At 62.9% G+C, this 24,890-nt stretch carries 24 protein-coding genes and 1 pseudogene; 12 read left to right on the top strand and 13 right to left on the bottom strand.

What is annotated here, in order from left to right:
• Window positions 1–80 precede the first annotated feature (80 nt).
• Window positions 81–521 (top strand): hypothetical protein, encoded by a 441-nt coding sequence (locus HQ325_RS16685; RefSeq protein ID WP_222631227.1) that lies wholly within the window; start codon window positions 81–83, stop codon window positions 519–521.
• Between the two features lie 64 nt (window positions 522–585).
• Here the strand turns inward: HQ325_RS16685 and HQ325_RS16690 are convergent, their stop codons facing one another.
• Window positions 586–1,131 carry a hypothetical protein gene (locus HQ325_RS16690; protein WP_222631229.1) on the bottom strand — a complete coding sequence of 182 codons (546 nt, stop codon included), beginning with the start codon at window positions 1,129–1,131 and terminating at the stop codon, window positions 586–588.
• 286 nt (window positions 1,132–1,417) lie between these two features.
• On the opposite strand from HQ325_RS16690, the gene HQ325_RS16695 reads away from it, so the two are divergent.
• Window positions 1,418–1,774: a hypothetical protein gene (locus HQ325_RS16695; RefSeq protein ID WP_222631232.1), complete on the top strand. Its 357-nt coding sequence runs from the start codon at window positions 1,418–1,420 to the stop codon at window positions 1,772–1,774.
• 1,218 nt (window positions 1,775–2,992) lie between these two features.
• Complete coding sequence (locus tag HQ325_RS16700; protein WP_222631234.1) at window positions 2,993–3,682, top strand: hypothetical protein; 690 nt, start codon at window positions 2,993–2,995, stop codon at window positions 3,680–3,682.
• A gap of 177 nt (window positions 3,683–3,859) precedes the next feature.
• Here the strand turns inward: HQ325_RS16700 and HQ325_RS16705 are convergent, their stop codons facing one another.
• Window positions 3,860–4,240 carry a hypothetical protein gene (locus HQ325_RS16705; protein ID WP_222631236.1) on the bottom strand — a complete coding sequence of 127 codons (381 nt, stop codon included), beginning with the start codon at window positions 4,238–4,240 and terminating at the stop codon, window positions 3,860–3,862.
• Between the two features lie 795 nt (window positions 4,241–5,035).
• Window positions 5,036–5,362, bottom strand: a complete 327-nt coding sequence (locus HQ325_RS16710; protein ID WP_222631238.1) for a hypothetical protein — start codon at window positions 5,360–5,362, stop codon at window positions 5,036–5,038.
• Between the two features lie 428 nt (window positions 5,363–5,790).
• On the opposite strand from HQ325_RS16710, the gene HQ325_RS16715 reads away from it, so the two are divergent.
• On the top strand, window positions 5,791–6,081 hold the full coding sequence (locus HQ325_RS16715; protein WP_222631240.1) for a hypothetical protein: 291 nt from the start codon (window positions 5,791–5,793) through the stop codon (window positions 6,079–6,081).
• Between the two features lie 19 nt (window positions 6,082–6,100).
• Here HQ325_RS16715 and HQ325_RS22985 read toward each other — a convergent pair whose 3' ends face one another.
• Complete coding sequence (locus HQ325_RS22985; RefSeq protein WP_374107235.1) at window positions 6,101–6,370, bottom strand: ArsR family transcriptional regulator; 270 nt, start codon at window positions 6,368–6,370, stop codon at window positions 6,101–6,103.
• 287 nt (window positions 6,371–6,657) lie between these two features.
• Between HQ325_RS22985 and HQ325_RS16725 the strand changes: the two genes are divergently transcribed.
• The gene (locus HQ325_RS16725; RefSeq protein WP_222631244.1) at window positions 6,658–7,290 is read left to right on the top strand and encodes an SMI1/KNR4 family protein; all 633 of its coding nucleotides are present in this window, start codon (window positions 6,658–6,660) and stop codon (window positions 7,288–7,290) included.
• A 535-nt stretch (window positions 7,291–7,825) separates the two neighbouring features.
• Here the strand turns inward: HQ325_RS16725 and HQ325_RS16730 are convergent.
• Window positions 7,826–8,518, bottom strand: a complete 693-nt coding sequence (locus tag HQ325_RS16730) for a hypothetical protein (protein ID WP_222631245.1) — start codon at window positions 8,516–8,518, stop codon at window positions 7,826–7,828.
• 152 nt (window positions 8,519–8,670) lie between these two features.
• Here HQ325_RS16730 and HQ325_RS16735 point away from each other — a divergent pair, with 152 nt between their 5' ends.
• A complete protein-coding gene (locus HQ325_RS16735) occupies window positions 8,671–9,114 on the top strand; it encodes a hypothetical protein (protein WP_222631247.1) in 444 nt (147 codons plus the stop codon).
• A gap of 223 nt (window positions 9,115–9,337) precedes the next feature.
• Here HQ325_RS16735 and HQ325_RS16740 read toward each other — a convergent pair whose 3' ends face one another.
• Together HQ325_RS16740 and yidC are read right to left on the bottom strand one after the other, a co-directional pair.
• Window positions 9,338–9,973 carry a hypothetical protein gene (locus HQ325_RS16740; RefSeq protein WP_261778469.1) on the bottom strand — a complete coding sequence of 212 codons (636 nt, stop codon included), beginning with the start codon at window positions 9,971–9,973 and terminating at the stop codon, window positions 9,338–9,340.
• A gap of 803 nt (window positions 9,974–10,776) precedes the next feature.
• Window positions 10,777–11,700, bottom strand: a pseudogene (yidC, locus tag HQ325_RS16745) (membrane protein insertase YidC); the annotation flags it as partial.
• A 1,022-nt stretch (window positions 11,701–12,722) separates the two neighbouring features.
• On the opposite strand from yidC, the gene HQ325_RS16750 reads away from it, so the two are divergent.
• Window positions 12,723–13,082, top strand: coding sequence for a hypothetical protein (locus HQ325_RS16750; RefSeq protein WP_222631252.1), 360 nt, complete (start codon window positions 12,723–12,725; stop codon window positions 13,080–13,082).
• A gap of 332 nt (window positions 13,083–13,414) precedes the next feature.
• Here the strand turns inward: HQ325_RS16750 and HQ325_RS16755 are convergent, their stop codons facing one another.
• Window positions 13,415–13,906 (bottom strand): hypothetical protein, encoded by a 492-nt coding sequence (locus HQ325_RS16755; RefSeq protein ID WP_222631254.1) that lies wholly within the window; start codon window positions 13,904–13,906, stop codon window positions 13,415–13,417.
• A gap of 992 nt (window positions 13,907–14,898) precedes the next feature.
• Between HQ325_RS16755 and HQ325_RS16760 the strand changes: the two genes are divergently transcribed.
• Complete coding sequence (locus HQ325_RS16760) at window positions 14,899–15,858, top strand: hypothetical protein (protein WP_222631255.1); 960 nt, start codon at window positions 14,899–14,901, stop codon at window positions 15,856–15,858.
• A 3-nt stretch (window positions 15,859–15,861) separates the two neighbouring features.
• Here the strand turns inward: HQ325_RS16760 and HQ325_RS16765 are convergent, their stop codons facing one another.
• The 3 genes from HQ325_RS16765 to HQ325_RS16775 form a co-directional block, all read right to left on the bottom strand.
• Window positions 15,862–16,317 carry a hypothetical protein gene (locus HQ325_RS16765; protein WP_222631256.1) on the bottom strand — a complete coding sequence of 152 codons (456 nt, stop codon included), beginning with the start codon at window positions 16,315–16,317 and terminating at the stop codon, window positions 15,862–15,864.
• A 103-nt stretch (window positions 16,318–16,420) separates the two neighbouring features.
• Window positions 16,421–16,747: a hypothetical protein gene (locus tag HQ325_RS16770; RefSeq protein ID WP_261778470.1), complete on the bottom strand. Its 327-nt coding sequence runs from the start codon at window positions 16,745–16,747 to the stop codon at window positions 16,421–16,423.
• Between the two features lie 199 nt (window positions 16,748–16,946).
• Entirely contained in the window at window positions 16,947–17,462 is a 516-nt protein-coding gene (locus HQ325_RS16775) for a hypothetical protein (RefSeq protein WP_222631257.1), read from the bottom strand.
• A 233-nt stretch (window positions 17,463–17,695) separates the two neighbouring features.
• On the opposite strand from HQ325_RS16775, the gene HQ325_RS16780 reads away from it, so the two are divergent.
• From HQ325_RS16780 to HQ325_RS16795, 4 genes are all read left to right on the top strand, one after another.
• Complete coding sequence (locus HQ325_RS16780) at window positions 17,696–18,274, top strand: hypothetical protein (protein ID WP_222631258.1); 579 nt, start codon at window positions 17,696–17,698, stop codon at window positions 18,272–18,274.
• Between the two features lie 21 nt (window positions 18,275–18,295).
• Window positions 18,296–18,547: a DNA gyrase subunit A gene (locus HQ325_RS16785; RefSeq protein ID WP_222631259.1), complete on the top strand. Its 252-nt coding sequence runs from the start codon at window positions 18,296–18,298 to the stop codon at window positions 18,545–18,547.
• Window positions 18,548–18,646: 99 nt separating this feature from the next.
• A complete protein-coding gene (locus HQ325_RS16790; protein WP_308014738.1) occupies window positions 18,647–19,558 on the top strand; it encodes a hypothetical protein in 912 nt (303 codons plus the stop codon).
• A complete protein-coding gene (locus tag HQ325_RS16795; protein ID WP_222631260.1) occupies window positions 19,555–20,310 on the top strand; it encodes a hypothetical protein in 756 nt (251 codons plus the stop codon). Before HQ325_RS16790 ends, HQ325_RS16795 begins: the two co-directional genes overlap by 4 nt.
• Before the next feature lie 1,049 nt (window positions 20,311–21,359).
• Here the strand turns inward: HQ325_RS16795 and HQ325_RS16800 are convergent.
• Both HQ325_RS16800 and HQ325_RS16805 read right to left on the bottom strand, forming a co-directional pair.
• Complete coding sequence (locus tag HQ325_RS16800) at window positions 21,360–23,768, bottom strand: glycoside hydrolase family 2 TIM barrel-domain containing protein (protein ID WP_222631262.1); 2,409 nt, start codon at window positions 23,766–23,768, stop codon at window positions 21,360–21,362.
• Between the two features lie 101 nt (window positions 23,769–23,869).
• On the bottom strand, window positions 23,870–24,853 hold the full coding sequence (locus tag HQ325_RS16805; RefSeq protein WP_222631263.1) for an SMP-30/gluconolactonase/LRE family protein: 984 nt from the start codon (window positions 24,851–24,853) through the stop codon (window positions 23,870–23,872).
• Window positions 24,854–24,890: the final 37 nt, after the last annotated feature.

Genomic DNA, 24,890 nt, shown 5'->3' on the forward strand with positions numbered 1-24,890 from the left:
CCCGGTCCGAGTGAGGGCGGCTGATGCTGACAGAGAGATACGAAGCGGTAGTCCTGACCGACTCCCACTCGTTCGGGCTGATGACCGTCAACCCGCGGGACGTCATCAACGGGCAGTACCCGGAGTTGAGTCTCGCCATCTTCGCGGAGGACGTGATCTTCGTGAAGGTCGGCGTGAGGTCGGGTCCCGTCGACGTGGCAGTAGAGATGCACGATGAGCCCCCCGCCTACGACGACGGAAATTGGGAGGATGCAGCAGAAGGCGACCTGAACTACGACCTACCTGACGGCCTATCGGTCTTCCAGTCGCTCAATTACGCATGGTTTCCTGCTATCCCCGCTGAGGGCGCCTTGACACCGCCAGGCGAACACCGATATCGAGTGCGAATCTTCGCGCGAGGACGGAACAACTACTACGACGGCGCGGTGTTCGACACGCCAGTCGAAAGCTACCTCCTGCAACTGTGGCCCACCGAGACATCGCAAGCGCCTCGACAACTGAAGAACCTGTCCGGGGTGTAGGGATTACATCGCGTCCGAGAACTTGTCCGGCTGACTGCCTGCAGTCGACACCGGGTCGAACGGGTCATTGACGCGGGACAGCCATTGTGATGATCAGACCGCTCTCGATGCCGCAGTCACGCCCCGAAACCATCGTTTCGCGGTCGAACCACTTCGGACTGCGGATCACGGGGCGGAGCGTGTCTGATCCGGGCACCGGTAGCAAACTGTGGGGACGGGTTTCTCGGTAAATCTGGTGTCGAACATGAAGTTCGAGGACAATCCCTGTCGTTGTCGGAAGGTCATCGGGCGTCGAGCCGCCGAGCATGGTGCCCGTGAACGTGCCGGTCGACAGTCGTCGGTCCCGGTCGTGCCGGGTGTCTCGAGTGTGCGCGACGTAGGCTGTGATTCCCCCGGAGCGAACCGCGTGAAGCTCGGGGGTCCAGACAGTGTGCCCCGGCAGTTCAACTGCGTCGGGCGTGTTCGCCGGATTGAATGTGAGCAGCCACGTGGTGAGCGAACCTACGGTCGGCGGCGGTGCGTTCGAATCTTCGATGTCCAGTGCGTCGACGGCGACGTCGATGACGTCACCGCGGTTCACGGGAGTGGGTGGGGTGTATCGATGCTTCATGTCGTTGAACCCGCGGAGTAGGAACCGACGGTCGAAGCCATCGGACGCAGGTCTATTTGCGCCCCAACATACGGAGTCGAGTGTCGCGCGTGCGTACTGATTGCCGGCAATATCGCTTGAAACCGACGTGAAGGCACCTCGGCCTTCCGCCGTCGGCCGTTCTCGGGGGCGACGCAGTTACGGTCTCGTCGCTGTGTCGACCACAGGAGAAGTGTTGGCCTGTCGGGAGCCGTCCCCCGACGCTAACGTGGATTCAGCACGTACGCGAGTCCGCGGAGGAGCGACGATGGTGACCGCAGTGTCAGACAGAAACGACAAGCCGGCGGAGGTCTTTCACCTGCGAATCGGGCGCACATGCCCCGAAGACCGGGTGCGACACGACGTGGCCCTGTATCCCGGCGGTCATCTCGGAAGACGGCCGCGTCGCATCTCCGAGTCCTCTGCCGTCACCATCGCATCCTGGTGGCACCGTCATCACCCGATACTTCGAGCGCTTGTCGAGCACTATCCGGTAGACCGGGCTGAGCTCGACGCCGCGGTAACGCTCCTCGAGAACGAGATCGATGAAGATCCCACACACTCGACTTTCGACCTCGAAGCGGTCCGCGCCTTACGTCACTTCGTCCGAAACTACGACGACTGACCGAGACCTCGGCAGCGTCGCACCGACAATCCGTATCCCGTCGCTGCGACGACCGCACGCGCGGCTTCACCAGGCAATTCACCTGAACGGGAGGAGGTACGCGATGGCTGTTGATGGGACGCCCTCTCTGGCCGTTTTGATCGGGCGTCATCGAGCCAGCGCTCGGCTGAGCGTGACAACCACGCTGAATGCGTCGCATTCTCCGGTGTCGACTCCGGCGGACCCGATTCGCTTCGAAGTTTCCAAAGGACCGGGGGATCGATGGCGGGTCGACCGTGCAGGGGTGACCGTGTATGCCCGTGTTGGACACGACGCGTTCATGTGGCACGACGGCGAGATGCACAGGGTTGCCGCTGACACTCGTCGGATGGTGGCTCTACGGCCGGTCAACCCGCTGTGGTTCTTCGGCGACGAATCGCTGCTGATGCGGTGGGCCGATACACCCGTGCACCCGGGCCCGGACACTGCAACCGTAGTCGGCGCTGTGACGGTCGACGGCCGCCCTGGGTGGAGGATCGTGTGCCCCGATATGAACGCCGGCAACCAGGACGACCCCTTGGAGTTCGTCGTGGATGACGCTACCGGCCTCCTTCTACGGATCGCCTCGTCGTCGGGGCATCTCATGGGGACGCTTCGCGATCTTCGCTTGGTAGAACGTTTCCCGTCGGAGACGTTCACATGGACAGGACCCGTTGCGTCGCCGCCGGACGAGAACGACGACCCCATCACGATCGACCGTGTGAGCGTCGGGCGCTGCGTCAGCTATCTCGGTGACGACGCCGTCCTGAACAAGGAACCAGGTGCTCGATTCGCTGTGTTGCACTCGGGGCATCCCGGTCGCATCCCGGTCGCATCGTGGACGTCGCATCGGACAGTGTCGTCGTGCAGTGGTCAGTGTTCGAGCAGACCCCGATGCGGCTACCGGTCCATCAAGATGGGAAGTACCGGGCGAGCGGGTCAGGCACGGTAGAACACCTTACCGAAATCAGCCCCAGTGAGTACCGCCGTCGCGAAGCCGAAATCGCGGAGCGCGGTACAACTTGATAGGCGCTTCTACGGTGCGTTTGTCTCCTATGCACTCTCAGCACTTCGGCGCGAGTGCGCCGGCCCCGGGCGGAAAGAAACCGATCAACGGTCATAGATGTCGTCACAGTGGTCGGCGCAGAGGATGAGTCGACGACTTCGGCGGCAACATCGGCCGATGGATAAGCTCGACCTGTGAAACGTGATCTGCGTGGAGGTGGTGTGTGGGTCGATTCCGCGGTTGTAGCAGTGCTAGTCGCGGCTGGGATCGTGGTTGCGGGCGTGACGCACGAGCCCCAGTCCGAGTCGATCGCGATCCCCGGGTGCAGTGAAGTCATTCCGTTGGACGAGCAAGAACGAATCAATGTTGCTTTCCCTGGCGGCGGCATCGGTGGTGGATTCGACGGCGGCGGAGGCACTTTCGGTGGCTTCGTCGATGTGCCGTGGGCGACGCCGGCCGGCGCAGAGGCGATGTCGGCTGCGCTGAGGTCAGCGCTGCCTCCAGGCGCTGTGATCGAACCGAGCGACGTCGGGGCTGATCTCAGCTTCCCGCCTTTCACCGTTGATGTCGACGGTTCGTCGTTCGGTGCGGTCGCGAGCGCGGCGGGCATCGTCGCAGTGGACGGGCAATCCGGAGTGCTGACCGTCGACGTCGAGCTGGCCGACGCACCTCCCGGCCCGTGCTTTGCCGGACAGATCGACGAACGGGTGGACCGGGCGGATGGAATCGTGGTCGACGTTGTCGAACGAGGTAGTTCACGACGTGCGACAGTTCATGCTCCCGACGGATTCCAGGTCGACGTCAATGCCGGCGATTTTCTGACATTGGATCAGGTCGTGAACATCGCCTTGATACCCGCATTGCGCGCGGTCGACCCTGCGTGAACCGCACCTGACGGACCCGGCTCGGTGAGTAGATGGGCGGCGGAACTTGCCTTCTCAGCCGTGCTCACGTTTCACCGGAAGTCGATCCGCCCCCAACAGCGCTACGGAGGAGTTTGCACCAGCCTCGTCTTGTAACGCGCTTCGAGCTCTCTACGTTCCTTGACAGTTCACGCACCTCTACTGGTGCGGAGGCCACGCGGCCATCGTCCCGGAAGTCGAGGTCCGTGGCCACCACAGTCGAGAGATCACGTAGGCACTCGCCGCTATGCCGAGGATATACGGAACGACGACGAGGATCGTCGTGATCGGAGTCAATTCGGGCGCCCACCTTGTCGGGTCACTCGCCTGCGGGGCCGCGGCATCCTCGATGACCACGAATACCAGGGCGGCATAGAACAGCGCCGCAGTGACGGCGCCGGCCGAAGCGCACCAGCGGCCGAACCGGAACCTACGCTTGAGCGCAGACACACCGACGAGCGAGACGGCGCTCACGGGCACAAAAACCGGCAGGCCGAACATTCCGAGGAATGTCCACGTCGCGAGCACATCCGAGACCATCTTGAGAGAATCGGATACGAACAACCCGCCCGGAATGGCTACTCCGAGAAGTAGTACCGGCATGAGCGCTACCCACGTCACCCACGCCGCATCGAGAGACCGCTGCTGTGCCGCGCCGTTCGGCGACGACGTCGACAGCGCGCCGACAGGCGCCGAACCGTCCCGACTCGTCATCCCGCGATCGTGCCACACAGTCCGTTTTGTCGTGCTCGCCGAGGCGAGTCCTGACACCATGGCTGACATGACGCGTCGAACACTCGAACACGGCGACCCGCTGCCGGCGGGATGGTTGTTTCCGCGACCGCGCCGAAGACGCCGAGTACTGGTCTCGCTTCACCAGACGTCTCGGTGTGTGCACTAGCCGCTGACCCGACCACCCTGAAATACCGACCCGATGCGGTTCCCGGATCTCGAGTTCGTCGACGAGTGGACGCTGCCGCTCTCGCCGGAGCCGGGGTTGGGTGCGCTGGCGCAAATGGTGGGCGCGTGCGTTGCGGTGGGGTCGGATCTGCCGATGGCGCCGGTGCGGCGCACACCTGGACATCGACCGTATTAAGTAGACGCTCTCGCTGCACGAAACATGAGTGGTGCAGCTCGGAGTGAACTCCAGCGGCCCGCGCCCCCGCGTCAAGAGCAACAGCGAGGACGACAGGATGCTCGGTATCGGGCGCTACACGGTTGCCCTGAACGTGGGCCTTACGCTCGCCGAGGCGACCGTCGAGATCGTGGATTTCGTGCAGATCGAACTTACCGGTTACTTCCCGATTCGTGAGCGACGACAGCTCGACCGGGCGGTCAGTCCTGCGTGCCGTACTGGTAGAACAGCCCGTCGCGCCACTGAACATAGATGGAGGTTGGGTCTCGGTCGACGGGGAAGAACACTCGGTACCAAAGGGGCAGCATGCGGCGTTGTGGGGTCCACGACACATCGCCCGGTAGACCGGTAGTGGGAGGGATACTGGTGAGCGAGTATCCGAGTCCTCCGAAGTGCATCTTCGGGGGCGGCTCCAGGAACCAGCCGAGTGTGTCGTATTGCGTGTACAGGATCGTGAAACCGGTAACCACCAGCGTGGCGGCGACGATGGAAGCTATGACGAGGCGACTGCGTACTTTCTCGCTCATGCTTCGCCCTCTCTGACGGTCTCGAGGTTGCGACCTGATCCGTCGTGTAAACGAGTCTCGCAAACCCTAGATGCGCCGTCGCTTTGCCGCGTGTACTTCCACAAGGACACGCTCGTTCGTCGTTGCGCTGGTCGCGGTCCAAGGCACCAGAACCCGCGTGAACTTGTCGATCGTCACCGCCAGCACCGTCGAGGTGACCGCCGATCGAAGCCTCCGGCTATCTGGGTTGGCGTCGGCTGTCATTTACGCACGTTTTCGGCACCCGATTTGAGGTGCGCATAGCCATCAGACCTTCCGGTTGTTGGGTACTTGTCCTAAGTATTTGATACTTGCTAGTCTGAAATCGTCAACCGCAGAACCGAAACGACGCTCAACTTCGTCGAAGTACGCAAGGTCCAAATGTGTTCTTGCAAGGGAGGTTCGACCAGATGAGTAGGACACGAAGTTCCGACGGCGACGCGCAGTCGAAGAAGGTTCCCGAGCTTGGAACAGATGCAGCCCCGAACAAGCTCAGTCACCGCGATCTCACCGGTCTCGCCGGGGCTGGTGTGTCACTGCTCGGTGGCGGCAACCCGGAAGAAGCTGTAGGGAAGGGAATCGCTGCCCGCGGTTATGCCGGCGCTACCAATGCCAGCCTTGACTACCACATGGCGTGGACGGACAAGCTCTCGAAAACCAAGGGATTCTGGCGCCGACTCAAGATCATCATAATCGGCTAGATATGCAGAAGGGGCCAGGTCAGGTGTCGGCTGTGGTCGACGACGCACCGCTCGACAAGTGTCGGTAGGTCGTCGGGCGCGTCACACCGAACTCCGCGGCGATCTCCGCCACGGTGTACTCGCGTTTGACGTCGCGTGCGCACACCTCTCTGCTGCGCCCACGTCCGTACAAGCCGGTCGATCCCGGGACGGCTCCGACACGCTCTATCCCGCCCCCGAGCGCACCGGCTGGGTGACGTCCACGCTGCGGCCGAGGCCGCCATCGCTGCAGCTCGGGTCGACCCCGCATCCGCTAGATCGTTGTACAACATCCTACGAGCGGAAAGCCGTACCGCGAAGGAGCTGGACGAAACTGTGCAGCTGTTCGCCGACCACGGAATCCCGCTGCAACACCCGCCGAAATAGGGCTTCCGCTATATGGGAGGAGCGGGGGGTGTCCGCGCCGTGCTCGCGCGTGAGATGCCGCACGGATTAGTCAACGGTTCGACCGCACCGAAATAGCAGCGAAGTTGCCGGACCGATAGCGAGTAACGCGGATCGAAGTGCGAGCGTGTCGGTCCGCGGTACGCTGCCGACATGACCCTCTCGCAGACATGGGCGGGCTACATGCAGTTACTGCGGGAGGTGGCTCCGGTTACCGCGGCGTCTGTCGAACTACCACCGTCGCGCGAGGCCCGTCGGCAGGCCGAGCGCGAAACCACGCCGTGGCCAGATGAGCTTGCGGAATTCTTCTCGCTGCACGGCGGCCAGCATTTTCCGGTGGGTGCAGACTATTGGGTCGGAACTGTGCTGCCCGACAGAGCGTTGCTGACCCTCGATAGGCTGCTCTACCGGTACAAGTTGGCTCGCGGCACGCTCCACGACATAGATGATCTCGGACCGGAGTGGCCCGAGACTGTACGTGCGCAGGAGGCCGGCGAAACAGCCGAGATGTTCCTGGACGCGTACGTGCCGTTCGCCGAGGACGGTGCCGGCGACTTCGAGTACGTCGACACTCGACCCGGTGACCATCACGGCTGTGTTCGCTACTTCATGGCGGAGGCTGCCGATGGTGGTGGACCCATGTTCGACTCCTTGACCGATTACATCGCTGCCGTCCATCGCAGTGTCGAGGCGCCTGACGAGTTCAACGGACTGATACCGACAATCGTCGACGGAGCCCTGCTGTGGGAGGTGCCTGAGCGACCACCGGGGTTTTACGACTTTTGAGGCCGCGCTCGGTGGGTGACGAGTAACCGGCGAAGGTGGAACTTTCCCTCCAGCAGTGGTGGCCAGAGCACCCATTAGACCGCCGCTCGCGGCCAAGGTCGAGACCTTTCGCCTGACCACCCACTCCTTGGCTCAGCAGCGTCTTCACCGCATCCACGGCGGGTTGCTACTGCGATCGAGTGAGGTTCGTCCAGATCAAGCCACCGACATTTCCATGAGTCCTCTCGTGCGCGACTGTCGAGAAGCGCACTCCTCATGCAAGGGGGCTGGTCACTCACGCTATTGGTGCGGTGACCGACGAGAAATTGGAACTGCTCATGATCACGTCGTACTCCCCGTCAGCGTCCAGTGGGAGTTCCGACGCTTCGGTTAGCGTAGGGCGATGCCCACTGAGATTTCGTGTCGACCAGTAGTCGAACCGTGACACAGCGCTCCGCACCACACCGGTCCTCCTGAATTCGCCGCGCAGAGGCGTACGCGGGCTCGCGGCCGAGAATCACTACGTCTGAACATTGCAAAGCTGCTGGCTTCCAGTCTATTTGGGATCCCAGACCAACTGATCGCCCTCGATGTATGGCTGGTACTTCCCCCATGATGCGGTTCGCATCTCGAAGGTAGCGTTGCGTTCCAACGAGAACGCAAGCTGCTCGAGCATCGCGCTGGGCGACCGCCAGAGAGGAGCCTGCCACGGCGCGTCGCCATCGGGAAGAAGGTTGACACAACCGTGTAGCGGACCGGAACGGGTGTCGACGAACAAGGTGTCAGCGCCGGCCTTCGCGAATGCCACGAAACCTGGCAGCATCGGACCGGGAGACCCGGCCGGTTTGGCCATCTCGGTCTCGATGTCAGGCGGCTCGCCGTAGAAAGGGTTGACATTGAGTCTCACGAAAAGCTCATGGTGGCTGACCACACTCTTCAGGGACATGAACTCGAAACCTAAGGGCATGAGAACGAGCCCACGGCGATGATCGGCGTGCTCGACACATCGGTAGAGCTCCCGGATTTCGTCGGTCCACGGGCATGTTGCGCGTTCGGCTTCCTCGATTGCGGCGTCGTCTGCTCCGAAGTAGGCCACACCCAAATTGGCGGACAGGATCGACGACACCCGAGACCATTGTGTGCGGACCGAGCTCGGCGGCGGTGAGGACAGAAATCTCTTCACCTCACGTGCGTCCGAGGTGTGCAGAATGCTCGCAACCTGCATCGGATCCAGTTCGTTTCTCACCACGGGCGCAGTGTTCCACATCGGGTCGATTCCATTCTTAACCCTCAACGCCGAGTTGTCCCACCCGACTCGCAAGGTTGTTTCAACAGTTGACTGGAAAGAGTTGGACGTGAACTGAGGTGCAGTCCCGCACCCGTTGCTGAGAGACTGCGACAGTGATCCCGTACGGCGTCGTCCTCGCACTCCTGATCATCGCATCGGTGACATCATTCCGGGTACGCGACGCCGTGGTGTCGAACTGCGTCGCGGCAGCGTGGATCGCGAGCGCGATTGCCTTCTTGGCACTGTGGGTGACGAACTACATCTGGGCCAACCAAACGGGCTGCCAAGTGAAGTACCGCGAGCACTTCGGTTACACCGCCTCGAACCTGGAAATCGCACAGTTCACTGTTAGCACCGAACGCTCCTGGTGGCCGGTGGGATGGACGTGCAGCGGTATCAGTAACTACACCGGCCGCTTCGAAGTCATCGCGGAGCAAGGCTGGGGATTGAGCATCATCGTCTACGCCGCTGCTGTCATCGTTATGTCAGCGCTGACCATCATCGTCGGCCGCGTCATTACCTTGTCCGGACGCTCGCGTATCCGTCGAGCACGGTAAGGAGACCGTCTGGAGTGACCGGTGAGACGCAGCTGCAACGGTCTCAGACCTGCCGCATTCAGGGCTTATAGACGACGTTGCCGATACAAAGTTTCCGCCTTAGCGCTCATCAAGCTGTAATTTCCCTACCGTAGCCAACACCTCTGACCAACAGGACGCGCGACGACGGTGACTCTCCTCCCGTACTAACGTCTCGGCACGTCATCGATAACGCACCGAACCGTCACCTCGATCCGAGGTCGTGCAGTAATTCCTTCGATGCTGTCTGAGGAACGTACCCATCAGCGACGACACGTTGACATCCGTCCAGTTCGACGGTGACCACGCGCTCCTGCCCTGACAGGGTGTCGAGGTAGCTCGTAGAGGCCAATTCGTTCGCAGTGGCGTAGCATTCCGGCGCGGAAGCGAATCCGTCGAAGACTGTTGACCTGCTCACGGTACCGATGAACTTTCCGGAGGAGAATCGGCAGAAACGGTTGCCCACTGGCAGTGCCGTTGCGGGCGCTGTGCCGGCCGTCGCGGGCCGGTAAGTTGATCGGCAACCCCATGATTCGTAGATTTGTTCGTCGGACAGCGGTATTCGGTGCTCCGTGCTTCCCTCGGCGGTCAACTGCTTCAGTTCGTCCAGGCCAGCGGTTTTGACAAGACCACACGAGTCCCTAGGGAACCCCGGTTGAACAGCACGGCCGTCGATGTCGATCAACCAGAACTGGTCCAGCTGCGCCAAGCTGTACTCCGCGCTGCAGCCACCGGGAAACCACGTCGAATGCTCGGACCGACGATTCAACAGCTCGACGGCGCGGTCGAAGTTACCTTCCCAGCGATGTTCGTAGTAGCCGACCGTTCGATCCGAAGCCACCTCATCCTCAGAGTATGGATCGCAGGTGACGGCTCTGACGGGTGCGAAGCCCGCTGGAACCGTCGCAATCGGTATCCCTGTCGGCGGCGAGAACGGGTAGGGCCGGCGGCACTCGAGGGAACTGGCTGACACCACCCCCGCCACGGGTCGGTACGGGGTGGTCGCACGCCACAGTCCGCATCCGCCGACGACCGCAAGCACGGCGACCATGACTGCTATCCATCGTCGGAGCACGGCTCAACCGTAGCCCGGCATTGCGTCCGAAGGAGAAAGAAAGCGGCGGTGCCCACACCCAGGAGGGAGCGCCGTGCGGACAGTTGTCGAGGTCAGCACACAGCACGAGGTCCAGCAGGGGCGACGTCGTCACCGCACCTTGTGCGGAATGGAGACAGTCGCCGTAACACTTCCCACACCGAGACATCGGTAGCCGAAAGTACCCGCCACTCAGACGACGGATCGCGTTCGGCAGCAACGTCACTGGCCCAAATAGTGCGTTCGGTCGAAGGCGTGTCGAGTGTTGCACCGCCTCACCAGCAAAACCTCACCTACCGCCGATGACTTGCACCTCGGCGGCTATCCGCGAAATCGAACCGATCGCGCACCAGGCAGCAGTATACGCGCGAACCGTTCACCAGAGCGAACACCCAGGGGCCAACGACCGGGCTGCCGCGATCCGCGCAACGTGGTCGGTGACCGCAGCTCCCGCACGGTCACCGATTTGGTGCTGATGTGGGAGGTAGCCCAGGACATGTGGCCCGGCGAGTTCCTGGCGACAAGAAAAAAACGACCCCAACCTTTGACTACTTGCGCTTGCTTCCTTTGCTGGTCGGTTTCACACCCGGTTTGGGGCTGGCGGTTTGGGTGGTTTCCTTCTTCAGAGCGGCGGCCTCTGATTCTTCGCGGTCGATGCGAGTGAAGACGATGTGCTGTTGCGCGTATGTCCAGATGTTGTTGCTCACCCAGTACAAGAGGATTGCGATCGGCAGGAAGGGGCCTCCGACCAGGACCCCGAGAGGGAAGACCCACAAGGTGAGCTTGTTCATGATCGCCGACTGAGGGTTCGCTGTGGCGCTGGGACTTTGTCGTGCCACTGATGCGCGGGAGTTCAGATGCGTTGCAAGGCTTGCCACGATCATCAAGGGAACTGCGACTGCTGCGATGTTCACGATGGACGGCGCACCGCCGAACGGGGCGAAGGCTTCAAGTGCCGATGCCGGCTCGGTGATCCTCGCGGAGATCGGTGCGCCGAACAGCCTCGCCGACAGGAATGACTGCACGTCCGAGGCGCTGAACACGTAGTTGGGGGTGTTCGCGTTCAGTTCCGGCGTCATCGCGGACTGGCCGAACGTGTTCGTCGTCCGGTTGAAGGATCGAAGTACGTGGAACAGGCCGATGAACACGGGAGCTTGAGCCAGCACCGGGAGGCAGCCCATGATCGGGCTGAATCCGTGTTCCTTCTGCAACTTCTGCATCTCGGTGGCCAACCGCTGCTTGTCTTTTCCGTATTTCTTCTGAAAAGCCTTGATCTGGGGTTGCAGTTCCTGCATCTGTCGCGCCGTGCGAACCTGTTTGACGAACGGTTTGTACAGGATCAGACGAAGCGTGAATACCAGAAACACCACTGCCAATGCCCATGCGAAGCCGCTGTCCGCACCCAGGGCGAATCCGAAGCACCGGTGCCAGAACCACAGTATGGCCGAAACGGGATAGTAGATGAAGTCGAGCACAGGGAAACCAGCCTTCGAGGTTGCGGTTCGGTGCAGCACCGAACCGAAAAGGATGAGGGCAGCGCGCGCGTCGAAGCATTTGACGGAACTGACGGTCTTGCTAGATGGAGCCGATCTCGTCCGCGCTGTGGATGGCCCGGGTCAGGGGCAAGAGACGTCCAGCGCCGCCGACGATTGGGCTGGCCTCTCACAGGCTCGCGCCGACATAATCGGGTGGGCGGAAAATCCGAGATAAGTGACCGTGAGTGGGGCTTTGATGCCTAGTTCACGGCATGGACACAGCGATGCCCGGCGCCCGGGGAAGGGGGCGTCCCGGGGCTATGGGGCTACTTTCACGGCGGAACGCTCCGTGCCGTCGACGGCTCTGTTGAGCGTCGATCCCGGCGATCCGCGGGCCCGTTGCCGGGCAGGCGTGATGGACTGCAGCGGCCACTGTCATGACCAGGAGACCGACGGCGACTAGAGCGGCCTCGGGCATGAAACCGACGGCGCACGCAATGCCGGCAACCGACATCAGCGGCAGTATCCACCGCAGCTGCATCGTTTGGGCGATCGCGCTCATGAGGCCACGATACGTCACGGCAACCATTTTCGGGACCTCCCGAGGGGTCAGGTCAGACGCCACCCTGCGGTGCTCTAAGCACGCGTTCGGCTTGTTCACCCAGCTCAAGTCTTCTTGACCCGGCAAAACCGACCAGTTCGGGTGCTTTCGCGGACCGGCAGATAGTCGCTTAGGTTTCGGCTCACCTCGCGAGTCCGAACTTCTCTACGAGTCGCCAGCTTCTGCGACCTCGCCGCCTACAGCCCCGACCGGCCCAACCTCCGCCTGGAACGGCTCGTCGCCGACACCCTCGCCGGCGCCCGGCCGGACGCCGTCAACCTCAGCGCCAGCCCCGGCCACCGACCGGACACACCCTGCCGCTGACACCGACCCACGAGACACCTTGCAGCGTGGCCGCGGCACCGCGTTGGGTTACTCAGCCGAGTTGCGGGATGATGACACAGGTTCGAGGAGCGCCGCGATGACCGTCAACCGGCTCGGTCGACCGCACCGGCGCGGAGAGTTCGTCGCGCCCGTCAGCGTCTTGATTGATGCGATCGCACATCGCGACCGATGGACGATCGCCCGTCTTGCCACCGGTGAGCTTCTCGACGAGGCGCTCGGCGGCACGTACAACGACGCGTTCGGCAGATCCGGTCAAGACGCCGAGTCCGTTAGGTTGGACGGTGCTCCGGTTGTGATGGTGGACGACGGGATGGCGGTGGTCATCGGGGCAGCTACCGGGACGAACCTGTCCGAACCGGTGCCTGTGTGCGCTTTGCTCGTCGAATCGAGAACACCGGGGCGCGGATGGCTGGTGGCGGCCCTGACGCTCGACTGAATCATCGACAACGGGTTTCAGCGCAGAGTCCAGACCGAAGCGTTCTCCGAGGACGGGGACGCGGACACCATCGCCCGACACGCTCCACTCGATTCGGCGTCTGCGTCCATCGACTGGACCGACGATGCGGGTTGTTCTGTCCCGACGCGGCGACACCGAGGTCGTCACGGTGGGAGATGCGCGCGAAGAGGCAGACCAGTTGCCGCGCGCTGCGTGGTCATGGGTCGCCGCCGACAAATACTCGTTCGCAGCCCGCTACCTGCGAGGCGTACATCCGGAGTTGGTGTTGGAGTTCACGGACCGACACGCATGATCGTGTGATCGAACGCGTCTCACGCTGTGAGTTCACCGATCCGCGCCACCAGCGTGCCGTCGCGCGGATCCTGCCAGACAGCCTCGCCGTCAACGAGTTTCGGGAACAGTATCCGCTTGTCCTTGCTGGGCCAGTGGACCCACGGCGGATATCCCGTGAGTTCGGCCTGCACGATGTCCGCGATCTCGACCGTCGCCTCCGCAAGTGTCAGATCCCTGTGTAAAGCCACTGTGTAGAGGCAGATTCCGAGGTACCTGTCGCCCTCGGTGTCCGATGTGACGCGCGGGCGGGGACCACTCGAGTCCAATCCCAGCTGGAAGGCCCCTGACTCGTGCAGCGAGAGCGTCCACCAAAGGCGATCGAGGTCGATATAAGCGCCGTTGCGTCGCCACCTCAGGTCCGACCCGACCGCGAAGCACGCGTCGACCATGTGGTCCGGCACGCCTGTTCTCGACTCGGAAAGCAGGGGGAACGTCCACTCGTCGACGAACTCCAGATCGGGTGACCACACCGGTGCAGTATCGCAAACGGACCGGATCGCGCACGACGGATTTATCTAAGCGTCATCCTGCTCCAGGTGTACGTCCGGGGCAGTGTCATCCACGCGGTGCTCACGGTGGACCAGTCACCGACACCAGCCCATGGTCTGGACCGGCTGTGGCTGTATCCGTCGGATGCTTGGGGACCACCTCTGTCGGGTAGGAGTGGGTGGGCGGTGAGCAACCCGGCGATCGAAACATGCACGGCTGTATAATGTTCTGCGATCGGACCCCAGTCAGGGTAGGCGGTACCGGGGCCGCATCGAGGATGCGTGGCGATGAGGTCGGTCCAGTTTGTTGCGCTGTCGACTCGGAAGAGGTGGACGTCGTTGGTGTCGAAGTCGAGTCGATAGACGGCGTGTGCGCTCTCGCGACTGTGCGTCCAGGTGTCGGTGGTGTCCGTGGAAGGTGTTGCGGTCCACAACGCACCGTCGGGGAGGGTCTCGGTCGCGCTGAGTCTATTCCGGACCTGTGGCGACGTGAGGACGGTGACCTGACCGGAGTGGCGTTGCGGTGAGGTGAAGGTGTCACGGCCGGGTGAGTTCAGCTCGACTGCAACAGCGTTCGCCATCGATTGCAGCAAGGCCGAGTTCGGGTCTAGCGTCAACGACCGGGCCAAACCGCCCCCGTAGAGATAAGAGCTGACGGCGCGCTGAGCGCGTTCGACGAGGTTCGCTGTCGTCAACGACTGCACGTACTCGCCGGCCGACATGGCAGGTGCCGCGTCGTGCTCGCGTCGCATCTCGTCGACGACGGTCCGGCCGGGGCAGGTGTCGAGATAGTCGGAGCCGGAAGCAGGGTGTGGCATGCGGGTCAGACTACGGAGGCGCCGTCGCCCGACGCCGGGGTTACCGCGGGAATGATGATCGCCGACATAGGCTTGCCTCTATGTCGCGCAGAACGGTGATCGATCCGACCGGCCGCGACGTGCTCTGCTGTCGATCGTTCTGCGACGAGATATCCATTGTCGGGTTGGGTCGGCAATCCATCCGCTACCGAAAGTGCAGGTAGGCGTATGGTCGTGTGGCAAGTGACATTCAAGGCAGCGCACCGCAGTTTCTCGATCATCGAGCAAGCCGCTGATCCCCGGAGCGCGTATCTACGCATGATCACCGAAGCGCGGCGGCAGCTTGCGGAAGCTGGTGTCGCCACCGCACCGGGGCTGCCAGCGATGACCGTGATGGGTCCCTTCCCGATTCACAGTACCGATCTTCTGGACCGGTCCGTCGACGCAGAGGCCCTGGCCGACTCACTCCTTGCGAAATATAACCTGCGCATCCAGGCGTTCGCCGACTCATCACCGAAGAAGGTCGACTCCGATCCGCCGGCCGCGCCGATCCCATCCGGCCCTCTCGAGCAGACGTGGAACGCCATCACCGAGCTTCTCGATGATCATGGGGTAGCGCTCCCCACGCCGCCTGAGCCCTGGCCCGGTGTGCTGGCGGAGTGGTACGACGCCAAGGTGTTGGACGAGCCGTCCGTGCGGTTCTGGTTCGAGCAGAGATGCTGGCGGATCCGTGAGCTCTTCCCGACGCCTGTTCCGGTCGATCCGGCCTCCAGCGTGAATCTTTCACAGATGTGGGCGAGCATCGAGGCGGATTTCGACCACGATGGTGACGAGTCCGTCGGGGATGACACCGCAGGCAGTGGGGCGATCGGGTACGACCGCCGGTTCGTGGTGATCGCCGACATCGACGGAGTGTCGCTGGTGATCGATACTCGCCCCGGCCCGCAGCGGGGGTGCATCATCGCGTTCACGGGGGCCTACATCGACGCCACGGATGTCCGATGGCCTGACCTGAACTCCCTGTTCGAGGAGGTTTGTTCCGCGTTGACCGGCGGGAGTCACTTCGCCGGCAGGTGGGCCGCGACCGTCGAATCCGGCACGCTGGAATGGACGTCGGCCGGATCGGCGACGTCGTAGCGCTCAGTGACCTTGGCTGGAGACGACCAGCTTCGTTCCGTCGCCCTCGTGGGTCAACTCGATGGTCATGGTGTCGGTTACACCGCCGGGCGGGAGTTCGGTGATCAGGCTGGGTTTGCACCAGGTGGAGTTACCGGCGCTCGTCGTCGGCGTGGGATCGCAGGCGGCGGTTCGCATCGGTGGGAACGACGGGTTGGCTTCCGCGACGGCCTCCCCGTCAAACGCGTCGGGGGCACCGCTGTATCGGGCTGACCACGCTGGTTGTCCGGAGAACTCGGAATGCGTTCGCCCCTCGACGAACTCGAAGCCGTCCGGAATAGTCACACCGTCGCGTTCTGCCAGGGTTGCCACCTCATCGGCATCGAGGGTGATGGGTTCCCCGATCGAGGGGGTGTGGCAGGACGCCATTACTGCGGCGAGGGCCGCAATCGAGGCGATCCGGAAGCTGATCGAGGTCACCCGACCAGCGTATCCGCGGTAGGTCGTCGGGTGTCGCGGCACAGGTGTTCTGATTGGTAACCCATGCTACATGGATGAATGGTGGGCCGACTGGCGTGTTCTCTCATAAATTGGCTGGCGGTAGATCCCGTTGCACGAGGCGCAGTTTCGATGCATCGATAACGCCGGGGTAGAAGTAAAAGCCCTGCGGTGACTCGACGAGGTCGGTGTACTTGATGCCCTGTACCTCCCACACGTCGACATTGCCGCCCGTGTTGTTCATCTGTACGAACCAGTCCCGTTCGTGGGCGCTTGCAGCGAGGAAGCACCCTTGCTGTTCCGGTCGACTGCTACCGGCAATGCCTCGTGCAGCGCCCATGTAGTTCCAGTCCAGGCCGTGACGTGCGATCGATTCGCGGTTCCGTGTGGACGTGACGTGGAAGTGGACCATCGATCAAAACCTACCTAACCCGGTGCGGCGCTGGGACGGGTTGCGATGGCCTCTCCGTCGGCGAACACGTCGAACGGTGGTTCTCTGGGTTTTTCGTGGGGCGTTCCGGTCTGCGGCAACGTGAGCTCGGGCCCGTTGCATTGTGGAAGTGCGAGGCTGGAGTTGTTTGCGATCGAGCCCGCTGGACACGTCGGCGTCGTCAGAACTGTTCGACGAACGTGTACCAGTCGCTTCGAAGTTCGGTGTATCCGCGCTCGCCGTCGCGTCGCGGTTCACCGAGGTAGGGCGTGCGGTCGGGTAGGTACGCGAACCCGACCGAATCGATCAGCCCACCTACGACGTAGAGGAGGCATCCACCGTCGATGGGCTGGATGTAACGGACTGTGTACGCACCTGCCTGTTGGGTTTGGAAGGACCGGTTGCAGTCGGTCGCGAGGTCCTTGAGGGCGCCCTGCGACACGGCGAACGCTGCCCGTGGTGGCACCGAGAACGCCACCAGGATGACGGTGGACACAACTACGACCGCTGAGATCGACGGAAGTTTCCGTGCCCGGAACTTCGCCCACCCGATGATTGCGAGAACCAGCCACGCCAGGCCGAGAAAGATCAAAATAGTGGAGGCGAGGGCGAAGATCGGGAACAGCACGGTGGGTGGAATGAAGGCCCACAGAATGACGACACATGCGACGGTCGCTAACACAGTCACGGCAATCATCGACCACTGCCACCATGCTGAAGGAGAAGGTCTCGTCGAATCCTGGGCCGGCGGTAGAGGCGAACCGTCATTACTGCGGTCGCCATTCATCATGGGGTGACCATACGGCTATCGAGCGTGGACGAGTGAGGATGGCCGGCAGCTCTGCATCATGTGAAATCGTCGTCGTTCCGGACTTCCGTGCGGTGGGTTCGTGATCGACTGTCGTGATGGGTGAACACGACGGAGAAGCAATGAGGGGTCTCTTCGACGCTGATCGGCCGGCGGTGCTTCGCGTGGTGGAGTCGAAGATGCGCACGTCGGACGGTCTTCTGGCGCGGGATCTCATCGACCGGGTCTCCAAGCAGTCGGGTGTCGCACGTGAGGTGATCGTCCAGCGTTGGGGAACCGGAGCAAGTCTGATCGCCGACATGGTGTCGGAGAAAGCTATTGCGGCCCCCGAATATCCGCGAGAGGAGAGCTTTTCGGGCGCCAGTCGGGAGGTTGTGCTGGCGGCGCTGGTCGCGGCTCTCGGTCGCAGTCTCTCCGATGATGTGTTGGCGCGATCGGCGATGTCGCAGGCCCTGGTGAGTCCGCTCGTGCGGGGCCTGTGGTTCGACTTCGTGCGCGAGGCGTTGGAGGAGTGGGCTGCGATTCTCGCCTCCGCGGCCGGCGATCCCGATGCCGTAGCAGGTCGTGATGACGAAGCCCGGGCTGTCGTGATCGCCGCAGGTCAGTGCTACGCACGGGTGGTGCTCAGCGACGTGACCCCGGTGTTGTCCGACGGCCAGATCGTGGAGTTGGCGATGACCGTTTTCGATGGACCCGAATAGGAGTGAGAGATGTCCGAGAGCATGACAGGTCATGGAGAACGGTTGAGGGTTCTCCGTGCGTTGCAGCTGTGTCTCGACAACACCGTCGAGGTCATGAGCGTGGTGGCACAGTCCACGGACGACGATTCGGCCGTCGCTGCGCTGAAGGTTCGGTTCGGGTTCGATGATCTGCAGGCGCGTGCGGTACTCGCGATGCAGATCAGAAGGTTCTCGGCCACAGAGAATGCCCAGCTGAAACGTGAGATCGCCGAACTCGAGGCTGCGCTGAAGTGAGCTAGCCGATCAGTGCGGAGTGGTAACGCCGAGGGTGCGACACCTTGTCCGATCCGGTCGCCCGTCAGCAGTTCTGCGGCGCTCGTGTCAGCATTCACTGTGCGCCCCCACTCCTCGCCCATGAAGCAGACGTTTGCGGTGTGGGACATTTCGGGGTGGGTGGTGGTCAGTCAGGAGGCTCGCGGGCTCGACCCCAAGGACTGGGTTGCACTCGACTCGGATTCTCGGCGCGAGGGCCAGTCCAGGTGGTGGCTGTTCAAGCCGATCAAAGCAGCGAGTTACCGTCGGTACGACGACTGGTCGGAGAAGATCGCCTCCGAGCTGGCGAGCGTCATCGGCCTTCCCTCAGCAAGGGTGGAGCTGGCGCAGAGGGGCTCGGAGATCGGGATCATTTCCAAGAACGTCACCCCGGACGGTTCGTCGCTCGAGTCCGGCGACACCCTCCTCTCTGAATTCGCCGGCTACAGGTCATGTGCTGGTGACGATCGTCCGAAGAACCGCATCGGTCACAACCTCGACAACATCGAGCGACTCCTCGACGATGTCGGCCCGTCCGGTGCAGCGACGGCGACGATGAGCGGCTTCGATCAGTTCGCCGGATACCTTCTGTTCGACGCGTGGATCGCGAACACGGACCGACACGCCATCAACTGGGGTGTGATTACACAAAACGCGAACGGTAGCCGGTCACTGGCCGCATCGTTCGACCACGGCAGCGCGCTTGTGTCCGGACTGCAGGACGAACACATGCCCACCAAGGATCCGACCGTGCTCGCTGCCGGCGGTTTCGCTGGTCGCTTCGAAGACGGACGACGCGTGACACTCGTCGATCTCGCGATCTCTGCAGTCCGTCGCGCCGGACCGCAGGCCCGGACGTGGATCGAGCGGATCGGCGCCGTCGATCAGGAGACCATCGAGTCGATCTTGCTCTCTGTACCGGAAATGTCAGAGCTCCGACGTAGCTTCATCAGTACGCTGTTGGAGACGAACCGGAGGAGGTTGACAGCATGACCATCGAAGTCGTTGAACGCGCTCCCGATGCCGCGCCCCCTTCTCTGAGCAGGCTGCTCGTCACCCGCAGGGATCCAGAGACTCGCCGGTACGTTCCGATTGGTTTCCTGCAACAGGCGTCGGATCATTACAGCTTCGCCTACCTGCGATCCGCCCTGGAGCGGCCGGACTTCAGGCCTCTACCCGGCTTGGCGCACGCCCGTGACGGGATGATGCGCGCCGAATCCCTCTTCCCCGTTTTCGCCGAGCGGGTTGTCTCGTCTCGTCGTCCGGACCGTGCGGCATCGATGACCGCCCTCGGACTACCCGTGGGCGCCGCACCGTTCGAGGTACTCGCGCGATCTCATGGTCAGCGGGTCGGCGATACCATTGAGCTCCTACCCGCACCAGTGAGTGGGTCCGGCGACTTCGTGTCGTTCCCGTTTCTCACCCACGGAGTCCGGCACCTCGATCAGCAGGAACAGAGTCGCATCGCCGAACTGCGAACCGGCGATGAACTCCGACTGGTTCGCGACACCGAAAATCCGGTGAACCCGCAGGCCTTCCTCGTCGCCGACCAGGTCGAGACCCGGTTGGGTTGGGTCCCTGATCCCATCATCAGTGTCGTCGAGGCCCTCACCGATCACCGATTGATCGTCGAACGCGCTAACGGACCCGAGGTCGGCTTCCACTTCCGGCTTCTGGTCATGATCTCCGGCACTGCGCCGCTGGATCGAGGCCTCTTCGCGGGCCCGGAATGGGTCACCCGTTAGCAGCAATCGACTGGGCCTATTCATCCGACTTTGTTGGCGCAGATCTTCTACGACAGCCGATCAATGCTCTACGCGGACCACCTGACACCTCACAGGCCACTCATCACTTATTCATGACTTTCATTCTGGCCCCACCTGAATTGTGGTGGTCCCGTGTGGTCGTTCGACTCTTAATCCGTGCTGGTCAGGTGGACTTTCGTGGTCCCAATGGGATTCTTTGCCTTCGCCGGGCATAGTCACTGGGTCCGGGGTTCGAGTCCCTGTGGGCGCACCAAAAAGGGCCCCTGATCAGCGGTTATACTGATCAGGGGCCCTTCTGGTTTCGGTGCCACTCACTACTTATTCATGACTTTCAACTCGAAACTCGCGTGTTCGGGCCCTCCGGGCGAAGATCAACGCTGCATAACTCCTGGTCAGGGCATCGCCAAGTTGTCTGTACTGGGTCCAATAGACCGTCTGATTAAGAGTCGTGTAGCCATGGGCGTCCACCACGTGCCGAGTCTGAGCCATGACTGGCGGTCCGCCCAGCGGTGGCTGGTGGTTTCTGCCCAGCGGGGGCTCGTGGTTTCTGCTGCTACCCATGCTCGACGCCTTCGGTGCTCCTGATGTGGGCTGAGCAAAGGGCCATCACCTCACCCTCGACCAGTGATGGCTTCATGGCACGTAGAGCTGGCGAGGCGGTTGTCGACCATCACCCTGTCGCATCGAGTTCGTGAACGTCACCCAGTACCGGCCGGCCCACCGCCTACCGCTGCGGTTGCGCTACACGCGAAAACCCCGGGCCGCATCAGCTGTGGAGGCCAGGCCCGAACCGAGGAGAAGCGTCACGAGAGCGGTCACGACCACAACCCATCCGGCGCCCCGCCCTGTCGACATTCGTGCTGTTCGTTCCGATCTGGTGTACACGTGCTTCTCGCTCACCGCGGGGAGAGCATGTCCCCACTTCTCGTCGTCGGTCGTGTCTCCTGTCTGTCGCGACGGCGATCGTGATTGTTACTGAATAATGTTGTCCGACAGGGTTATAAGAGCAACAACGCACTCGACGGCACTCATTCCGAGGTGAGGGTGACGACGGAACTTCCGTGTCTTCTGCTCGTTGCGGTGACGGTGACGGTTCCGGATTCTCCGGTCGAGCGGATCACGGCGAGTGCTCGTCCGAAGAAGGTCGTGTGGGTGGCGTCGGCGTAGGACTCCGTGGTGTGCGGCGCGCCGTTACCGAAACCGACGAGTGTTGCTGCGCCCGTCACGGCGAGGTCCACCTCGTCGTCGTCCAACGATTCCACGTTCCCTGCGCTGTCGGCGACTAGAATCGAGAGGAACGCGGCGTCCTGCCCGTCGGCTGCCAGATGCGTTCGATCGGAGTCGATCCGAAGTTCCGGTCGGCGCGCGGTCTGCAACGAGGATCGCCCCGTCTCGATGCCGGACCGATATCCGATCGCCGTGATCTCACCGGCTTCGTAGGGGGTCTCGAATCGGGCCACGAAGTCCGACGTGCGACCTGCCGACTTCCGCCCGATCGAGCGCGAATTGATCAGGATCTCGATCTCGTCGTCCGCGGAATACACCTCGACGAACGCCGTTTGCCCATCGCGCCCGGACCAGGACCAACTGTCGATTGCGTCGGAGGGGCGCCATGCGGAACGAGCTGTCTTCTGATCCGAATAGTTCAAAGGACGCACGGCAATACGGGGAGGGGCCTGCGGATCCCAGACCGCTTTGGCCAGGAAGGCAGGAGCACCCGCATGCCCGGTGATGTCGACGGCTCCGCAGCCGCCGGTGACGAACGGGTAGGACTTCATCAAGGGCGCGCCGCGGCGGCCGTACGTCCAGGTGCCCACCCCTGCTTCACCGAGGTAGTCCCATCCGGTCCACATGAAGTCGCCGATGACGTTCGGCGTCTTCTTCACCTTCTCCCAGATCACCGGCAGGTCGCCCGGCACCGATTCCGTGCCGAGGATCATTCGCGACGGGTGCCGGCGGGAGTCGACACCGTAGCGAGAGTGCGCATAGTTGTAGGACGCCACGTCGAGCGCGTCGAATGTCGGCTTGACCGCTCTACCCATGAGGGGGAGACGACTGCAGAGGTTGATCAGCTTTCCCACGCGGTTGGCGATGATGTTGGCCGTGGTGCTGCTGGCCACGGTGTCGTCGGATGCCGTGGCCGAGACGATGGAACCCTCCCCGAACATGGGCATCTTGATGAGCGCCAGGGCGAACACGAGGAAGTTCACGCCCAGCGTCACGGGCCGGGTCGAGTCGGTGGACCGGGCGAACTCCGCCATCTCACGTGCCAGGGCTACGCCTGATGCCTCGGTGATGTCCGGAATCTCGTTGCCGATGGAGTACATGATCACGGACGCGCGGTTGCGATCCTTCTCGATCATCGCGCGGGCCTCGTCACGCCACTGGTCGTCGAACCGATCGGCGTCGTCGTGCGGGGTCTTGGCGATGCGCCACGCATCGTAGGTCTCGTCCATCACATACATTCCGAGCTCGTCGCACGCGTCCAGAAGGGACCGCGACATCGCATTGTGCGCACTGCGGATGGCGTTGAAGCCGTTGTCCTTGAGAATCCTGACACGTCGATGCTCGGCAGCTGCGAGAGTCGTGGCCCCGATCACGCCGTTGTCGTGATGAATGTTGGCGCCGCGCAGCGTCGTCTCGACCCCGTTGACAACCAGCCCGCGACCGGGAACGAGCTCCACGGTGCGCAACCCGAGGCGGAAGCGATGCTCGTCGACGACGTCTCCGTCACGGAGCAGCTGGATCACGGCGCGGTACAGGTTGGGAGAGACGTCCGACCACAGTCGAGGTGCGACGATGTCGATCTCGGAGGTGACGCGATCACCGGTGACGACGATCGTCCGGTCGGCGACGACTCCGCGCTCGTCCTCGACAGCGATGTGTACCGACACCTCTCCACGAGTCTCTGCAGTGCCGTCCACCAGGCACTCGACAGCCAGGCGGGCTGGATCCCCGGTGGAGGTCACTCGGGTGCGGATACCGTCGCGGGCGAACCGCAGCGCACGATCGTGTACCGAGAGCCACACCGGACGATAGATGCCGGATCCGGTGTACCACCGTGAGTTCGGCTGCATCGAGTTGTCGGCCAGCACCTCGATGACGGAGGAGCGTCCGGCCTCGACGTGGTCGGTGACGTCGACCGAGAACTCCCGGTAGCCGCCGCGGCAGCCACCCACGACCGTTCCGTCGACACTGATCGTGCTGTTGCGGAAGATGCCCTCGAACACCAACTCGACTTGCTTGTCGCGGAGCGATTCGCTCAGTGTCCACGTCTTGCGGTATGTGTAGGAGCCACCCTTGAAGTACCCGCTCATTCCCTGTGCGGGTGCGGCCGGATCTCGCCCTTCGCCCAACATGGCGTCGTGCGGAAGAGTGACGGGTCGGGCCTCGTCGCTCGCCGAGACGAACGTCCATTCGTCGTTGAAGGGAATCATGGGGTTGCCTCCGGGGTGGTGGGTCGGTCAGTAGGTGGCGCGGTCGCCGCTGACGTCGTGTCGGGTGGGGCCGGCATTCGTTGCATCGACAGCCACTGCTGTCAGTGCTCCGCTTCGGCTGAACGCCGCGGTCGTCCGCGCCAGAAAGGTTGTACGACACCGGGAACGGTCGTGCGGAGCGTGAAGAGGTGACCGGAGAAGGGGTGCTCTGCACGCTGCTGGTCCGACAACCCGTCGGTGGCGGTCGTGACGATCAACGTACGCAGGTCCGTCCCACCGAAGGCGACGCTCGAGACGTGGGGTGCCGGAACCGCGACGACCGTGTCGAGATGTCCGTCCGAGGTGTATCGACGAACTTCCCCGAGTCCCCACACCGCCACCCAGAGAGCACCCTCGGAGTCCATACAGATGCCGTCCGGGTAGCCGTCGGTCAGTGTCACGAACGTCTCCCGTGGCGACGTCGGCACGCTGCCCGCGGGATCCCAGCCGCGCCGACTGATGGTCCGTCGAATCGTGTCCACCGAGTAGAGCGTGTCTCCGGCCGGCGACCAGGCGAGTCCGTTCGAGAGCGTGAGGTCGTCGTCGACGGTGTCGACCGACCCCGTCTCGCGAACGACGACGAGTGTCTCCGTGTGCGACTCGCCCTCGAGGCTCAGGCTACCGACCAGAAATCGGCCGGCAGGGTCCGGCTTGCCGTCGTTCAGGCGTCGCGTCGAGTCCGGGGACAGCAGGACGGGCCCGTCGGTGACGCGGCCGTCCGCGTCACGGTAGAGAACACGATCGGCACCGGCGACGATCCATTCTTCGGGACTGTCGGCCGAGGGGGCCACGGCGCCGACGGTCCCGGGGAACCGGACTCGCTCCTCCTCGGTCACGGTGCCGTCCTCGTGGAGTCGGCCGGTGAGGACCAGCCCACGCTGAATATCCACCCACATCAGCACGTGACGAAGGCGATCCCACACCGGTCCTTCCGCGAGGACGTAACTCTCTCGGGAGGCGAGCGTGACTGATGGTGTCGACACTGTGTCGTCCTCCTCGTCGTGGGTGTCGGGTCCCTGCCGCGACAGGCCCAGAATAGGCCACATTCCATTTACAGTAAAGCAGTTCCGATATTCGGAACAC

Source organism: Rhodococcus sp. BP-349, assembly GCF_019835845.1.
Taxonomy (GTDB): Bacteria; Actinomycetota; Actinomycetes; order Mycobacteriales; family Mycobacteriaceae; genus Rhodococcoides.

Bases quoted from the DNA above. Each gene is read 5' to 3' on its own strand.
- HQ325_RS16685 (WP_222631227.1), top strand. From the start codon at position 81: ATGACCGTCAACCCGCGGGACGTCATCAACGGGCAGTACCCGGAGTTG.
- HQ325_RS16690 (WP_222631229.1), bottom strand. From the start codon at position 1,131: ATGAAGCATCGATACACCCCACCCACTCCCGTGAACCGCGGTGACGTC.
- HQ325_RS16695 (WP_222631232.1), top strand. From the start codon at position 1,418: ATGGTGACCGCAGTGTCAGACAGAAACGACAAGCCGGCGGAGGTCTTT.
- HQ325_RS16705 (WP_222631236.1), bottom strand. From the start codon at position 4,240: ATGGTCTCGGATGTGCTCGCGACGTGGACATTCCTCGGAATGTTCGGC.
- HQ325_RS16710 (WP_222631238.1), bottom strand. From the start codon at position 5,362: ATGAGCGAGAAAGTACGCAGTCGCCTCGTCATAGCTTCCATCGTCGCC.
- HQ325_RS16715 (WP_222631240.1), top strand. From the start codon at position 5,791: ATGAGTAGGACACGAAGTTCCGACGGCGACGCGCAGTCGAAGAAGGTT.
- HQ325_RS22985 (WP_374107235.1), bottom strand. From the start codon at position 6,370: ATGCGGGGTCGACCCGAGCTGCAGCGATGGCGGCCTCGGCCGCAGCGT.
- HQ325_RS16725 (WP_222631244.1), top strand. From the start codon at position 6,658: ATGACCCTCTCGCAGACATGGGCGGGCTACATGCAGTTACTGCGGGAG.
- HQ325_RS16750 (WP_222631252.1), top strand. From the start codon at position 12,723: ATGACCGTCAACCGGCTCGGTCGACCGCACCGGCGCGGAGAGTTCGTC.
- HQ325_RS16770 (WP_261778470.1), bottom strand. From the start codon at position 16,747: ATGGTCCACTTCCACGTCACGTCCACACGGAACCGCGAATCGATCGCA.
- HQ325_RS16775 (WP_222631257.1), bottom strand. From the start codon at position 17,462: ATGATTGCCGTGACTGTGTTAGCGACCGTCGCATGTGTCGTCATTCTG.
- HQ325_RS16780 (WP_222631258.1), top strand. From the start codon at position 17,696: ATGAGGGGTCTCTTCGACGCTGATCGGCCGGCGGTGCTTCGCGTGGTG.
- HQ325_RS16785 (WP_222631259.1), top strand. From the start codon at position 18,296: ATGACAGGTCATGGAGAACGGTTGAGGGTTCTCCGTGCGTTGCAGCTG.
- HQ325_RS16795 (WP_222631260.1), top strand. From the start codon at position 19,555: ATGACCATCGAAGTCGTTGAACGCGCTCCCGATGCCGCGCCCCCTTCT.
- HQ325_RS16800 (WP_222631262.1), bottom strand. From the start codon at position 23,768: ATGATTCCCTTCAACGACGAATGGACGTTCGTCTCGGCGAGCGACGAG.
- HQ325_RS16805 (WP_222631263.1), bottom strand. From the start codon at position 24,853: ATGTGGCCTATTCTGGGCCTGTCGCGGCAGGGACCCGACACCCACGAC.